The sequence below is a fragment of the Prevotella sp. TF12-30 genome (assembly GCF_003436715.1).
Classification (GTDB): domain Bacteria; phylum Bacteroidota; class Bacteroidia; order Bacteroidales; family Bacteroidaceae; genus Prevotella; species Prevotella copri_A.
In genome coordinates, this window is sequence record NZ_QSQJ01000020.1 from 17,547 (window position 1) to 33,057 (window position 15,511).

General features: G+C 49.0%; 12 protein-coding genes and 1 pseudogene. 10 read left to right on the forward strand and 3 right to left on the reverse strand.

Annotated features, from left to right (window positions below; genetic code table 11):
• Positions 1–14 precede the first annotated feature (14 nt).
• Positions 15–515: an NUDIX domain-containing protein gene (locus DXD25_RS08995; protein WP_370453412.1), complete on the forward strand. Its 501-nt coding sequence runs from the start codon at positions 15–17 to the stop codon at positions 513–515.
• Between the two features lie 447 nt (positions 516–962).
• Here the strand turns inward: DXD25_RS08995 and DXD25_RS09000 are convergent, their stop codons facing one another.
• Together DXD25_RS09000 and ispE are read right to left on the reverse strand one after the other, a co-directional pair.
• Positions 963–1,577, reverse strand: a complete 615-nt coding sequence (locus tag DXD25_RS09000) for a DNA alkylation repair protein (protein ID WP_117663069.1) — start codon at positions 1,575–1,577, stop codon at positions 963–965.
• Positions 1,578–1,733: 156 nt separating this feature from the next.
• Complete coding sequence (gene ispE / locus DXD25_RS09005) at positions 1,734–2,594, reverse strand: 4-(cytidine 5'-diphospho)-2-C-methyl-D-erythritol kinase (RefSeq protein ID WP_117663071.1); 861 nt, start codon at positions 2,592–2,594, stop codon at positions 1,734–1,736.
• 276 nt (positions 2,595–2,870) lie between these two features.
• On the opposite strand from ispE, the gene DXD25_RS09010 reads away from it, so the two are divergent.
• From DXD25_RS09010 to DXD25_RS09050, 9 genes are all read left to right on the forward strand, one after another.
• Positions 2,871–4,013: a DUF2027 domain-containing protein gene (locus DXD25_RS09010; RefSeq protein WP_117663073.1), complete on the forward strand. Its 1,143-nt coding sequence runs from the start codon at positions 2,871–2,873 to the stop codon at positions 4,011–4,013.
• Positions 4,014–4,059: 46 nt separating this feature from the next.
• Positions 4,060–6,054 carry an NAD(+) synthase gene (locus tag DXD25_RS09015; RefSeq protein WP_117663075.1) on the forward strand — a complete coding sequence of 665 codons (1,995 nt, stop codon included), beginning with the start codon at positions 4,060–4,062 and terminating at the stop codon, positions 6,052–6,054.
• A gap of 183 nt (positions 6,055–6,237) precedes the next feature.
• On the forward strand, positions 6,238–9,849 hold the full coding sequence (ileS, locus tag DXD25_RS09020; RefSeq protein ID WP_117663076.1) for an isoleucine--tRNA ligase: 3,612 nt from the start codon (positions 6,238–6,240) through the stop codon (positions 9,847–9,849).
• 110 nt (positions 9,850–9,959) lie between these two features.
• Positions 9,960–10,343 carry a molecular chaperone DnaK gene (locus DXD25_RS09025; RefSeq protein WP_089543439.1) on the forward strand — a complete coding sequence of 128 codons (384 nt, stop codon included), beginning with the start codon at positions 9,960–9,962 and terminating at the stop codon, positions 10,341–10,343.
• Between the two features lie 3 nt (positions 10,344–10,346).
• Positions 10,347–11,030: a lipoprotein signal peptidase gene (locus DXD25_RS09030; protein ID WP_117663078.1), complete on the forward strand. Its 684-nt coding sequence runs from the start codon at positions 10,347–10,349 to the stop codon at positions 11,028–11,030.
• A 15-nt stretch (positions 11,031–11,045) separates the two neighbouring features.
• Positions 11,046–12,056, forward strand: a complete 1,011-nt coding sequence (locus DXD25_RS09035; protein ID WP_117663080.1) for a DUF4296 domain-containing protein — start codon at positions 11,046–11,048, stop codon at positions 12,054–12,056.
• A 2-nt stretch (positions 12,057–12,058) separates the two neighbouring features.
• Positions 12,059–12,286, forward strand: a complete 228-nt coding sequence (locus DXD25_RS09040) for a hypothetical protein (RefSeq protein ID WP_117663082.1) — start codon at positions 12,059–12,061, stop codon at positions 12,284–12,286.
• Positions 12,287–12,304: 18 nt separating this feature from the next.
• On the forward strand, positions 12,305–13,156 hold the full coding sequence (gene nadC, locus DXD25_RS09045; protein WP_089543435.1) for a carboxylating nicotinate-nucleotide diphosphorylase: 852 nt from the start codon (positions 12,305–12,307) through the stop codon (positions 13,154–13,156).
• 20 nt (positions 13,157–13,176) lie between these two features.
• Positions 13,177–14,841, forward strand: a complete 1,665-nt coding sequence (locus DXD25_RS09050) for a dipeptidase (protein ID WP_117663084.1) — start codon at positions 13,177–13,179, stop codon at positions 14,839–14,841.
• A gap of 76 nt (positions 14,842–14,917) precedes the next feature.
• Here DXD25_RS09050 and DXD25_RS17170 read toward each other — a convergent pair.
• A pseudogene (locus DXD25_RS17170) lies at positions 14,918–15,511 on the reverse strand (hypothetical protein); the annotation flags it as partial.

The window sequence follows — 15,511 nt, forward strand, 5'->3', positions numbered from 1 at the left end:
TATAATAATAGATAATGACAGATAATAAGAACGAGGAATTTCCGATAGTAGATGAAATGGGTAATATCCTGGGTGCCATCACCCGAGGGCATGCCCATGATGGATGCAAGATATTGCATCCTGTGGTTCATCTGCATGTATTCAATAGTAAGGGAGAACTGTATCTCCAGCACCGTCCGTCATGGAAGGATATCCAGCCTGATAAGTGGGATACTGCCTGTGGCGGACATGTGGATTTAGGCGAGAGTGTAAACCTGGCGCTTCATCGTGAAGTGAGGGAAGAGCTGGGTATCACCGATTTCGAACCGGAGTCTTTAGGACATTATGTCTTTGAGAGTCAGAGAGAAAAGGAACTGGTATATGTGCATCGCTGTGTATATGATGGTGAAGTGAAGCCGAGCCAGGAAGAGTTGTCTGGTGGCAGATTCTGGAGTAAGGAAGAAATCAAGGAAAACATCGGCAAGGGTGTTTTCACTCCGAATTTCGAAAACGAATACCAGAAGTATTTCATGTGATATTCTTCATCATGTGATATTTTTCGTCATGTGATATTTTTCATCGGAATACGCAGAGTTATCGGAAACATTCTTGCTTTTCGGATTACGCACTGAATTTAGACGGAAAGCGACCTGTTCGGTCGAGGAACCGGAGCTGCATGATGTATAGTCACGCAGATTTCGCAGATGACGCAGATTTTAGGTCAAAAATCTGTGTATATCTGTGAAATCTGTGTATATCAGTGGAATCTGTGGGACATAAAAAGAGTCTATCAAAAAAATCTGCGTTATCTGCGAAATCTGCGTGACCCTATCAAATGTGGTTTCAGCTCCCTCGACCGCATAGGTCGCTTTCCGTTTAATCCGTGCGTAATCCGAGAAGCAAGAATGTTTCCGATAACTCCGCATAATCCGATGAATAAAAACTCCGCGTGAGATCCGGTGAATGATTCTACGCAGATAAAATTATATCTCAAAGATACCCTTGAGTGCCCCCTTAGCAATCTTTTCGAAATCCTCTCCGAAATCGCAGAAGCGCATGACGGCATTGGCGGCAGCATGCTTCACTCCCATATTATCACCCTGCAATGCCACGGCAGCCTGATCCAGGAATTCATTGATTCCACGATCGTTAGGCTCCTTACCATTCGCAAAGAGGCGGGCAAGAAGCTGGAATCCGGCAATCTCATACAGCGGTTTATTGCTTGCAATCCATTGATATGCAATCACGGGCGCATATTCCACATATTGCAGCAGATTGAAGGCAAGCATCTCAGCCATTTCCTGGCTCTGTACCTGTTCCATCCAGATATCCGTGATTTCAGCCAGCATCTTGTCGGCAGGCATGATGAGGGTAGCAAGAATCTTGCACTCCCGGATATCCTCCTTCCAGAGTTCGATGGCGAGGTCGTAATCCTTGCCGTATTCCTGCGCCATCTTCTTCAATTCATAGAAGGGTACACCCCAATTCAGTTTATATCCCAAGCCCTTGTCACGCATGGATTGCGAACCGGGACCGTTCATTAACAAGCGAAAGCTTCGCTTGATAGTCATCAGTTTCTGATGTGTTTCTTCGTTCATTGTGTCGTGTTTTAAGCTTTTGCCCTTACAGGGCGCCTTGATTATTTATATGTTTAACCCAGGGTGTTGCCCTGGGCTAGGAGCTTCTGCCCTTTCAGGGCGTGTGGGGCAATCTGGTCCTTTTTTAATGCATTAATCCTTTTCAGAATATTCCTTTTACAGTTTTAATAATTTGCAGAACATTCCTTCGAACTGCTCTTCGATATTGGCAGGCTTATGCTTGAAGATGCCGAAGATGGCACTGCCGCTACCGCTCATAGCTGCATATGCGGCCCCCAGATTATAGAGCTTCTGCTTGATTTCTGCTAACTCTGGATGCATCGCAAAGATAGGCGCCTCGAAATCGTTGACAAGCTCATCCTTCCAGGTCTCGATAGGTTGGCGAACGATGTCGCGGCAGCATTTCGCAGGCTTCTTAGGAGTGATGGCAGCATAGGCATCCTTGGTGCTTACAGCGATGTCGTCGCGCTTTACCACCACAATGTAATATCCCTTCATGTTATCTCCAGGACCGCTTGCCGGCATCAGTACATCGCCGATACCCTCAGCATAGCAGGCAGTATCTCCATTCTCCGGGTCTGCACTGATGAAGTAGGCACAGTCGGCACCCAATTTGGCAGCATATCGCTCCATCTCAGGAATACCGATGTTCAGGCGGAAACGCTCATCGAGCAGACGGATCATATAGGCAGCATCCGCAGAGCCGCCACCCATTCCTGCCTGAGATGGGATTCGCTTGACGAGATGCGTATGAATGCGGGGAATCTTGAAGTCGGCAGCCAGCATATTATATGCCTTCACCACCAGGTTCTTCTGTTCATCGCAATCCACGGCATTGCCTGTAATCTTCAGGTCGCACGCTACTTCGCTGGGAAATTCTTCTCCCATCAGCTTGATCTCCAAGGCATCAGTCAGGGGGATAGGGTAGAATACGGTTTCCAGATTGTGGTAACCATCAGCGCGCTTGCTTACTATATTTAAGCCAAGGTTAATCTTGGCGCATGGAAATGTAATCATAATCAATCATTGTTTAAGAGTGATACACTAACTATATGCAATCTATATGCAATCTACTTGCAAAGATATAAAAAATATCCCAAACCCGGTGCTTTTCATCAAGATTATTTTCTTACTTGCATTAAAAATATTAAAAACATCCATATTCTGCAATATCTTTTGTACCTTTGCAAAGTGTATCCTCATTTCAGAAAGAGTGTTTCCGCTTGAGGAAAAATAGATTTTGAGTTAAGGATAGATAGATGATTAGATAAAAATAAAAAATTAAATAGAAATATGAAGAAAGGTGATAAAGTAAGATTCCTGAGCGAAGTGGGCGGCGGAAAGGTGGCTGGCTTCCAGGGCAAGAATATCGTGCTGGTAGAGGATGAAGATGGTTTCGAGATTCCGATGCCGATCAACGAGGTGGTAGTGGTAGAGCAGGATGACTATGCCATGGGCAAAATGATCTCTGCCAAGATGGATGCCAAGCAGAAGGCTGAAGAGCATGCCAACACCGAACTGCATCAGGACAGCAGAAGCATCAAGGCTATCCTGAACGAGCACGAGAATGATGTGGATATGAACGTAGAGGAGTATGATGCTGCCGACCGCGAGATTACCTTCGTGAAGCAGATTCAGGAGCGTACGGGCGGCAACAAGCTCAGCGCTTACCTCGCCTTCGTGCCTATCGATATCAAGGATGTGACCAACACCCGCTTCGAATCGTATATGGTGAACGATAGCAACTACTATCTGCGCTACACCTATCTCGTAGCCGAGGGCAATGCGTGGACCCTGAAGGCGGAGGGTGAAATCGAGCCAAACACCAAGCTCTTCATCGAGGAATTCGGTCGTGAGGCTTTGAATGAGATGGAGCACATCGCCATCCAGATGATTGCCTACAAGAAGGACAAGCCATTCCTGCTGAAGCCAGCTACGGATGTCCAGTTCCGCCTCGACCCGGTGAAGTTCTACAAGCTCCATCTCTTCGAGGAGAATGATTTCTTCGAGACTCCAGCCTATCTCTTCACCATCGTGGAGAACGATGAGGTGGCACGTCCGCTGGTCATCGATTCCAAGCGCTTGAAGGAGCAGATGTACAAGGACGAGAAGGTGATTGCCAACACCAGCAAGAAGAAAAGCAAGAAGGATGATGGTACCCTCGTCATTGATCTTCATGCGGATGAAGTGCTCGAAACAACTGCTGGAATGAATTCTGCAGATATTCTTCATTATCAGATGGATATCTTCAAGAAGACAATGGCGGAGAACAAAAAGAACAAGGGTCAGAAGATTATCTTCATCCACGGCAAGGGAGAGGGCGTATTGCGCCAGGCACTCATCCATGAGTTGAATTATCGCTATAAGAACTGCACCTATCAGGATGCTTCTTTCCAGGAGTATGGATATGGTGCCACACAGGTAACAATCCGATAAAAGTAATCATAAAGTTCAAAGTTCAAATCTCAAAGTTCAAAGTAACATGAAGTACGGATTTATGAAGGTGGCAAGTGCCATCCCTGCCGTCAAGGTAGGTGATGTAATCTTCAACACCCAACAGATAGAAGATCTGATAGCCCAGGCTGAAGGCAAGGGCGTAGAGATCATTACCTTCCCGGAATTGTCTATTACAGGCTATTCCTGTCAGGACCTTTTCCGCCAGCAGATGCTCCTGGAATCATCAGAGCAGGCGGTGATGATGCTGCTCGATTTCACCCGCAAACTCGACATCATCTCCATTGTCGGCGCACCGGTAGTGGCTGGCGATCTGCTGCTGAATTGCGGTATCGTGATCCAGCACGGACAGATCTTGGGCATCGTGCCTAAGACCTATCTCCCTAACTACAGTGAGTTCTATGAGAAGCGCTGGTTTGCCTCTGCCCAGGATTTGCGCGACTGTGAGGTCCGCTATGCCGGACACAAGGTGAAGCTGACTCCGGATGTGCAGATTTTCCGCACCTACGACGGCGTGCAGTTTGGCGTAGAGATATGCGAGGATGTATGGGCGCCGGCTCCTCCTAGCAACAAGCTGGCACTGGCTGGTGCCGATCTCATCTTCAACCTCTCAGCGAGCGATGAACTCATCGGAAAGCACAACTATCTGAAAAGTCTGCTGAGCCAGCAGAGTGCCCGCACCATGACAGGTTACATCTACAGTTCCTGCGGTTTTGGCGAGAGCACGCAGGATGTGGTATATGGGGGAAATGCCCTGGTTTATGAGAATGGAGCTTTACTTGCACAAGGTGAGCGTTTCTCTCTTGAACCTCAGATGGTTATTGCGCAGGTTGATGTGGAGAAACTCCGTTCAGAGCGTCGCACAAATTCCACCTATGTCAACGCCCAGCGTAACATCAAATATTCGGTTCTCGGCGGACAGTTCAACATCCGTAACATCGATGCCGATCCTACCGAGAACGAACGCGAGTTCGTATTGGAACGTGAGGTGAATCCTCATCCTTTCATTCCTACCAGCAGCGATATGAATGCCTCCTGCGAGGAGATTTTCAATATCCAGCTGATGGGGCTTGCCAAGCGCATCGTACATACCCATGCCAAGACGGTGGTAGTGGGTATCAGCGGCGGATTGGATTCCACCCTTGCCCTGCTCGTCTGCGTGAAGGCATTCGATAAGCTGAAGATGGACCGCCGAGGCATCGTGGGCGTTACCATGCCAGGTTTCGGAACCACCGATAGAACATATAATAATGCCATCTCGCTGATGAAGAGTCTGGGCATTACCATCAGGGAAATCAGCATCGCCAAGGCTGTGACCCAGCATTTCGAGGATATCGGTCATGATGCCAGCGTGCATGATGTAACCTATGAGAATTCGCAGGCACGCGAGCGTACGCAGATTCTGATGGATCTTGCCAACAAAATGGGCGGTATGGTGATAGGCACCGGCGACCTTTCTGAGCTGGCTCTGGGCTGGGCTACCTATAATGGCGACCACATGAGCATGTATGGCGTGAATGCCAGCATCCCTAAGACCCTGATCCGTCATCTCGTGAACCATGTTGCCGAGAGTGGGGTGGATGAGCAGAGCCGTATCACCCTGCGCGACATCATCGATACACCAATCAGTCCGGAGCTGATTCCTGCCGATGAGAACGGAAACATCAAGCAGAAGACAGAAGATCTGGTGGGCCCATACGAGCTGCACGATTTCTTCCTCTATTACTTCCTGCGTTTCGGATTCCGTCCGTCCAAGATTTACATACTGGCTAAGAAGGCGTTTATCGATACCAAGCTGGAGCGTGTGAAGATCAGCGATAATGATCCGGATTCCTACGATGAGGAGACCATCAAGAAGTGGCTCAAGACATTTGTTCGCCGTTTCTTCAACCAGCAGTTCAAGCGAAGCTGTCTGCCTGATGGCCCGAAGGTGGGAAGCGTGAGCCTCAGTCCTCGTGGCGACTGGCGCATGCCTAGCGATGCCGCATCCACCATCTGGCTGCAGGAGGCGGAAAATCTGTAGTTTTCCTGCCAGCCTTAACAGAATATTGATTCCCGATTTGAGCATTCGATACTATTTTGATGCTCAAATCGGGATTTTTAATAGAAAAATTATTAATTTGTTACCTCATTATTAGGGAAAAACATATTTTTTTTGTAACTTTGCGCCCAAAAGTAAAAACAATATAAAATTTAAATAGATAATATGGCTAAGAAATTTGCCGAGCACAATGGTCTGAATTTGACTCAGACAAACAATGACGTACTAGCAGCGTGGGAGAAAAATGATATCTTCCACAAGTCTATTGATGAGCGTGAAGGCTGCCCTCAGTTTATCTTCTTTGAGGGACCTCCATCAGCTAATGGCCACCCGGGTATTCACCACGTGTTGGCACGTAGTATCAAGGATACATTCAACAGATACAAGACCATGAAGGGTTTCCAGGTTCACCGCAAGGCGGGATGGGATACCCACGGACTCCCTGTTGAACTCGGTGTCGAGAAGGAACTCGGCATCACCAAGAAGGATATCGACAACAAGGCTTCTGAGAAGTATATCTCTACCGAGGACTACAACCACAAGTGCCGCGAGAACGTGATGAAGTTCACCGCAGAGTGGCGCGAGTTGACCGAGAAGATGGGTTACTTCGTAGATCTCGATCATCCTTATATCACTTACGACAACAAGTATATCGAGACGCTCTGGTGGCTCCTCAAGCAGCTCTACAACAAGGGTCTGCTCTACAAGGGTTACACCATCCAGCCATACTCTCCAGGCGCAGGTACAGGTTTGAGCTCTCACGAGTTGAACCAGCCTGGCTGCTATCGCGATGTAAAGGACCTCACCACCACAGCCCAGTTCCTCATCAAGGATCCTAAGGCTGAGTGGACCAAGTGGGGCAAGCCATACTTCATCGCATGGACCACTACACCTTGGACTTTGCCATCAAACGTGGCTCTCTGTGTGGGTCCTAAGATTGATTATGTAGCTATCGAGACCTACAACCTCTACAATGGCGATCCTATGACACTCGTGATGGCTGAGGCGCTGGTAGGTTCATATCTGAAGGCAGACCAGGAGTGCAAGGAGGGCGATCTCCTGCCATTCGACAAGGAGAAGAAGCAGTGCCCATGGCGCATTATCGACCACATGAAGGGTACCGATCTCGAAGGCTTGCACTACGAGCAGCTCCTGCCATGGGTGAAGCCATGCGAGAAGGTAGATGCTTTTGCTCCAGCTTTCGTTACAGAATATGCTGCAGCTCATCCTGAGAAGGTATTCGCTTCTGAGGATGGTCGCGATAAGTTCGTTGAGATGGATAGCGAGGCTTTCCGCGTAATCCTCGGCGACTATGTTACTACCGATGACGGTACAGGTATCGTGCACATCGCTCCTACATTCGGTGCCGATGATGCCAAGGTGGCTAAGGATGCCAATATCCCAGCCCTCTACCTTATTAATAAGAAGGGTGAGACCCGCCCAATGGTTGACCTCCAGGGTAAGTTCTATCTCATCGAAGACCTCGATGCCAACTTCGTGAACGCTTGCGTCAACAAGGAGGCATACGCTCATCACGCAGGCGACTACGTGAAGAATGCCTACGACCCACAGTTTAATGTGGATGGTGTTTGGGACAAGAAGGCTTCTGATAAGGCTGAAGACCTGAACATCGTACTCTGCTACGAGTTGAAGCAGGAGGGCAAGGCTTTCAAGAGCGAGAAGCATGTGCACAACTATCCTCACTGCTGGCGTACCGACAAGCCTATCCTCTACTACCCATTGGATAGCTGGTTTATCAAGGATACTGCCCGTAAGGAGCGCATGGTAGAATTGAACAAGACCATCAACTGGCAGCCTGAGAGCACCGGTACAGGCCGTTTCGGCAACTGGCTCGAGAACCTGAACGACTGGAACCTTTCCCGTTCCCGCTTCTGGGGTACTCCATTGCCTATCTGGCGTGATGAGAACCGTGGCGAGAAGTGCATCGGCAGCCTCGAGGAACTCTATGCTGAAATCGAGAAGTCTGTGGCTGCCGGTATCATGCAGAGCAACCCACTGAAGGAGAATGGTTTCGTTCCTGGCGACTACAGTCAGGAGAACTATGATAAGATTGACCTCCACCGTCCATACGTTGACAAGATTGTATTGGTTAACGAGGAGGGCAAGCCAATGTATCGCGAGAGCGACCTCATCGACGTTTGGTTCGATTCAGGCTCAATGCCTTACGCTCAGCTCCACTACCCATTCGAGGGTGAGATGGCACGTGGCACAGAGTCAGACCGCGATGCACTCATCCACAGCACCTACGAGGGATATGCTATTCCTCCTAAGTTCTATCCAGCCGACTTCATCAATGAGGGCGTGGATCAGACCCGTGGATGGTTCTTCACCCTGCACGCCATCGCTACCATGGTATTCGACAGCGTAGCTTTCAAGAACGTAATCTCTTCTGGCCTCGTTCTCGATGCCAAGGGTAACAAGATGAGTAAGCACGTGGGTAACGTAACCAACCCATTCGAGATGATCGATAAGTATGGTGCCGATCCTGTTCGTTTCTATATGATGACCAACAGCGAGCCTTGGGACAACCTCAAGTTCGACCCTAACGGTGTAGATGAGACCCGTCGCAAGTTCTTCGGTACCTTATATAATACCTACAGCTTCTTCGCCCTCTACGCTAATGTAGATGGTTTCGATGCAGAGGCTGCTCAGGTGCCATTCGAGAAGCGCCCAGAGATCGACCGCTGGATTCTCTCTTCACTCAATACCCTCATCAAGGGCGTTGACAGAGAGTTGGCTGGCTACGATCCAACCCGCGCAGGCCGTCTCATCGACGCTTTCGTGAACGATGACCTCTCTAACTGGTACGTTCGTCTGAACCGTAAACGTTTCTGGGGTAAGGAGATGAGCGAGGATAAGCTCAGCGCTTACCAGACTCTCTATACCTGTTTGATGACAGTGGCTAAGCTGCTGGCACCATTCGCTCCATTCTATGCAGACGAGTTGTATCACGACTTGGGCGGCGAGTTGGAGAGCGTACACCTCGATAAGTTCCCAGTAGCTGATGAAGCTGCTATCGATGCCGACCTGGAAGAGCGTATGGCCATCGCCCAGAAGATTACTTCCATGGTATTGGCATTGCGTCGCAAGGTGAACATCAAGGTTCGCCAGCCACTGCAGCAGATCATGATTCCTGCCGTAGATGATGTACAGAAGGCACACATCGAGGCAGTAGCTGGACTGTTGAAGAACGAGGTGAACGTGAAGGAGGTTAACTTCATTGAGGGTCAGGGCATTCTCGTGAAGAAGGTGAAGTGTAACTTCAGAGTGATGGGTAAGAAGTTCGGCAAGCTGATGAAGGGTGTTGCTGCCCAGATGTCAGCGCTCGACCAGGACCAGATTGCAGCCTTCGAGAAGGCAGGCAACATCACATTGAATATTGACGGACAGGAAGCCGTAGTAGAGGTAGCCGACGTGGAGATTATCTCTGAGGATATCCCAGGATGGCTCGTATCTAACGAGGGCAATCTGACCGTAGCGCTTGAGGTAGAGTTGACTCCTGAATTGAAGAAGGAGGGTATGGCTCGTGAGCTGATCAACCGTATCCAGAACCTCCGCAAGGAGACTGGTCTGGAGATTACCGACCGCATCAAGGTGACTGTGGCTTCCAATGAAGAGACCAATGCCGCCATCGAGTCATTCGGCGACTACATCAAGGGTCAGGTACTGGCTGACAGCATCGAAATCGGTGACAACGCAGGTGTTGAGACCGAGTTTGATGACTTTAAGTTGAACATTCTCGTAGAGAAGAATTAAATAGTTAGGAGTTAGAAGTTAGGAGTCAGGAGTTATCCGAAGCTACTTGCTTCTAACTTCTTTCCTTAAAACTCTAGTCTAATAATAACTTTTATAACAAAACAACGTCTATGGCTAACGAAAAAGCACGTTATAGCGATGTAGAACTCGAGGAGTTCCGCGCTATCATTGAAGAGAAGTTAAAGGTGGCAAAGCAGACCTACCGTGACTGTATGGCTCAGCTCAACCACTCAGATAGTAATGATGTGGTAGATACATCACCAACCTACAAGGCTCTTGAGGAGGGCAGCGAGGCACAGAGCAAGGAGGAAATCATCCAGATGGCTCAGCGCCAGCAGAAGTTCATCAAGGGGCTGGAGGCTGCGCTGGTCCGCATTCAGAACAAGACCTATGGCATCGACCGCGAGACGGGCGAGTTGATTCCTAAGGAGCGTTTGCGTGCAGTACCTCATGCCACATTGAGTGTAGCTTCCAAGGAGGCTAGAAAGAAATAATAAATGGAGAAAAAAAGGAATTTACATATCGGCTGGCTCGTCACGGCAATGGTGGTTGTGCTGCTTATCATCGACCAATGGATTAAGCTGTACATCAAGACCCACTTTTGCCTTGGCGAGTCTGTTCGTGTTACAGATTGGTTTTTTATCGATTTCATTGAGAACAACGGAATGGCGTGGGGCATGTCGTTTATCGGCAAGTTCTGGCTCAGTCTGCTGCGCTCTGTAGCCATCGTCGCTCTCATTGTCTATCTCTATCGCATCATCAAGCGGGGTACGCATCGTCTGCTCTACATCATCCTCGTAGCCCTGGTACTTACGGGTGCCATCGGCAATATGATCGATTCGATGTTCTATGGTCTGATGTTCACTGCATCCTCGCCTTATTACGTATCCTATATGGTACCGTTCGGCGATGGCTATGCACCTTTCTTCATGGGTAAGGTCGTGGATATGTTCCGCTTCCCGTTCTTCGACTATACCTGGCCGGAGTGGGTACCTTTCTGGGGTGGTCAGCAGGGAACATTCTTCGATCCTGTATTCAATTTTGCTGATGCCTGCGTCAGCGTGGGTATCATCTCCATGCTGCTCTTCTGCCGCAAGGAACTGGAACAGCTCGGAGGAAGTAATAAGAAAAAGGAAGGGGAGAAGAAGGAGACTTCTGCTAATAAGGAAGATAAGAAATAGAAAGGAGGTATGAGAATGAAGAAGTTAATGATTTGTCTTGTGGCAGTGATGGCATTGCTTTTCTGCGTTTCATCCTGCAAGCCTTCCCTGCCTAGCGGCGTCTTGTCGAAGGGCAAGATGACGGATATTCTTTATGATTATCACCTGGCTCTGGCGATGGCACACATGGATGATAACGGCGACAAGGGACAGAGCCTGGCTTATCGCGAGGCGGTGCTCAGAAAACACGATGTCACCTCTGCCGAGTTTGATTCTTCCATGGTTTATTATATGCGTCATACCGAACTGCTGGAGGATGTGTATAAGGACCTGACCGACCGTTACAACAACGAGATTACAGCCATGGGCGGTAGTGCCAAGGAGGGAGGAGAGTTTGCTAATCTCTCCGCCACCGGCGATACGGCTAATGTATGGAATCTCGCTACATCGATGGTGTTCATGCCTGTGAAGCCGTTCAATAGTACCAGCTTCAATATCAAGGTGGATTCTACTTTCCATAAGGGCGACCGCCTGATGCTCGATTTCGATGCGCAGTTCATCTACCAGGATGGTATGCGCAATGGTGTTGCGATGCTCGCAGTGCAGTTTGGTAACGACAGTATTGCCCAGCGTACCATCATGATTCAGAGTACCCAGCATTATTCGGTGGAACTCTCTGATGCTGATTCACTTGGCATCAAGAGCGTGAAGGGATACATCATGCTGATGAATGACGATAACGGCACGGGTGTCTCTTCTCAGACTACCTTGAAGCTGATGTTCCTGGAGCATATCAAGCTGATTCGCATGCATCCGCAGAAGCCTGTGGCATCGCCGGCAGGAAGCTCTCCATCGGTATCATCCGATAGTCTCCGAAAGGATAGTGCATCATCCTCTTCATCCTCATCAGGTGAAAAACCGGGAGAGCAGACCTTCGAGATGTCATCCCAAAAGCCGGTTCATCCTATCAGAATGCCGGATGGCAAACCGCTGAGACCACTCAAGGAAATGAAGCCGATGAAGGCTGAACCTCTTAAGACGAGATAGCGATGGAGGAGCTGAGAAGATGCGGTGCTCATACCGTGGTACTTCCCGATGGCACCATCCTGCAGCAGGCAGTGGTGGAGATTGCCGAGGGTAGAGTAGTCAACTACTATGAGTTCCGAGAGGAGTTGCCTATGACCGAATGGCTGGGCGGAGAAATCAGGGTAGAGCGTGATGAGGAAGGCATCCTCTGCGCTCTATGGAACGGGAAAAGATTAAACAATAAACATTAAACAATAAACATTAATAATATGTTAAGCGTAGATCAATTAGAAGACAAGTTGATAGACTTGGCATTTGCTGAGGATATCGGTGATGGCGACCACACAACCTTGTGTTGCATTCCAGAGGACGCCATGGGTAAGAGCCATTTGCTCATCAAGGAAGATGGCGTTTTGGCAGGTGTAGAAATGGCAAAGAAGGTATTCGCACGCTTCGATCCTACCATGAAGGTAGAGGTTCTGTTGCAGGACGGTACCCACGTGAAGAAGGGCGACATCGCTATGATCGTAGAGGGCAAGACCCGTTCGCTGCTCCAGACTGAGCGCCTCATGCTCAACATCATGCAGCGTATGAGTGGTATCGCTACCATGACCGCTAAGTATGTAAAGCGCCTTGAAGGTACCAAGACTCACATCCTCGACACCCGTAAGACTACTCCAGGTCTCCGTATGTTGGAGAAGCAGGCTGTGAAGATTGGTGGTGGTATGAACCATCGTATCGGTCTCTTCGATATGATTCTCCTCAAGGACAATCACATCGATTTCGCTGGCGGTATCGATAACGCCATCGACCGTTGCCATGCTTATCTCAAGGAGAAGGGTCTCGATCTGAAGATTGAAATCGAGGTTCGCAGCTTCGATGAGCTCGACCAGGTATTGAAGCACGGCGGTGTCAACCGCATCATGCTCGACAACTTCTCTGTGCCTGATACCAAGAAGGCAGTAGATATCATCGCTGGCAAGTATGAGACTGAGTCTTCTGGCGGTATCACCTACGATACCATTCGCGACTATGCTGAGCAGGGTGTTGACTTTATCTCTGTAGGTGCCTTGACACACAGTGTGAAGGGTTTGGATATGAGCTTCAAGGCTTGTGATTAATATAAATAAAGGTATATTTTATGAATAAGATTTTTGCTTCAGCCCTGATGGCTGTGGCTATGTTGGGCAGTGTCTCTGAGGCTGAGGCCTGCAGCAACTTCATCGTGGGCAAGAAGGCATCAGTAGATGGTTCGGTGATGTGTTCTTACAGTGCCGACGATTACGGTATGTTCCAGTACCTCTGCCATTATCCTGCGGCTAAGCATGCCAAGGGCGAGATGCGCAAGATTTTCGATTGGGACAGCAATAAGTATTATGGCGAGATTCCTGAAGCTGCCGAGACCTACAACGTAATCGGCAACATCAACGAGTGGCAGGTTACCATCGGCGAGACTACCTATGGCGGTCGTGAGGAGATGGTGGATTCTACCGGTATCATGGACTATGGTTCACTCATCTATGTAGCTCTCCAGCGCAGTAAGACGGCTCGTGAGGCTATCAAGGTGATGACCACCCTCGCCAATACCTACGGTTACAACTCTGGCGGTGAGACCTTCACCATCTGCGATCCTAACGAGGCTTGGATCATGGAGATGATGGGTAAGGGTGCCGGTTCCAAGGGTGCTGTATGGGTAGCTCTCCGCATTCCGGATGATGCTGTCTGTGCGCATGCCAACCAGAGCCGCATCGGCAAGTTCAACATGAAGGACAAGAAGAATGTGATGTATGCCAAGGATGTGGTTTCTTTTGCCCGCAGCAAGGGGTGGTTCAAGGGCAAGGATGCTGATTTCTCCTGGAAGATGGCTTATGCAAAGCCTGATTTCTCTGGTCGCCGTTTCTGCGATGCCCGTGCCTGGGCGATGCTGAACCACTTCTATGATATGAGTCCTTATCTGGATTGGGCACTCGGCAAGAATCCTGATGCGCAGGATATGCCTCTCTGGGTGGTTCCTAACAAGAAGGTGAGCGTACAGGATGTAGAGAATGTGATGCGCGACCATTACGAGGGTACTCCTCTTTCTGTAGCCGATGGTTCTGATATCGGCGGTGGTATCTGGGAGATGCCTTATCGTCCTACACCATTGATGTACAAGGTGGATGGCAAGCAGTATTTCAACGAGCGTCCTGTCAGCACCCAGCAGAGTGGTTTCGTATTCGTGAGCCAGATGCGTTCATGGTTGCCAAGAGAGATTGGTGGCGTGTTCTGGTTTGCCAACGACGATGCCAATATGGCTGCGTTCACTCCAGTATATTGCTCTATGACCGAGCGTCCTGAGTGCTATAATACTCCTGGTGCTGATGCCTTGCATTTCAGCAAGAAGAACGCTTACTGGGTTTGCAACATGACCAGCAACATGGTTTATCCTCGTTACAGTCTGATGTTCCCAACCTTGAAGGAGGTTCGTGATAGCTTGGACAACAGCTATTTCGCTGCTCAGGCAGGTGTTGAGAAGAAGGCTCAGGAGCTTTATACCCAGAACCCACAGGCAGCCGTGAAGTATCTCAACGACTACAGTGTAGAGAAGGCTCAGCAGATGTTGGCTCGCTGGAATCAGCTTTTCGAGTTCATGGTGGTAAAGTACAATGATATGATCATCAAGCCAACCGATAAGAATGGTACCTTCAAGAAGACTCCATACGGTTTGGGTGCTACTCCAGTTCGTCCTGGTTATCCAGAGAAGTTTGCCAAGCAGCTTGTAAAGCAGAGTGGCGATAAGTTCCTGGTTCCAGAGGAGAAGAAATAAAACAAGAATCTCCCTATAAGTTCAGGTGTCTATCACCTGGCTTATAGGGAGATTTTGTATATCGCTCCTTCAAACTTTACTTGGTGTCTGATGAGCTTTTCAATTTCTCAATATGCTCTAAAGGCAACTGGGTGGCGGCTGATACCTGATCTGTAGATAAGCCCATAGCAAGAAGGCGTTGGGCTGTGGCAATATTAGCCTTGTTTTCACCTTCAGCTAATCCTTCAGCTCGTCCTTCTTCTCGTCCTTCAGCTCGTCCTTCTTCTCGTCCTTCTTCTCGTCCTTCAGCTCTTCCTTCAGCTCTTCCTTCAGCTAATCCTTCTTCTCTTCCTTCTTCTCGTCCATCGGCATGACCTTCCTGCCAGCCATCATCATAACCCGTCTTGATAACGCTGCGCTGATAGCGCAGATTCTCCATGTGACGGACATAATCATTCTTTTCCGCTACGGTCAACTTATCTATATCCAGGCATTTGCGGGCATCTGCCAAACCTGGAGCCTGGGCTGCCTCGCTGATCTCGCCAGTCTTGAGAAACTCGATCCATTCATCCAGATTGTTCACCGCCAGCTTATCGAAGTTGTTCACGCAGAGCAGATAATATTCCGGGAATATGTCTCCGGCTTCGCGATTAGTCTTGCGACCTTGAGGAATTTCATCACCGAAGAAGAG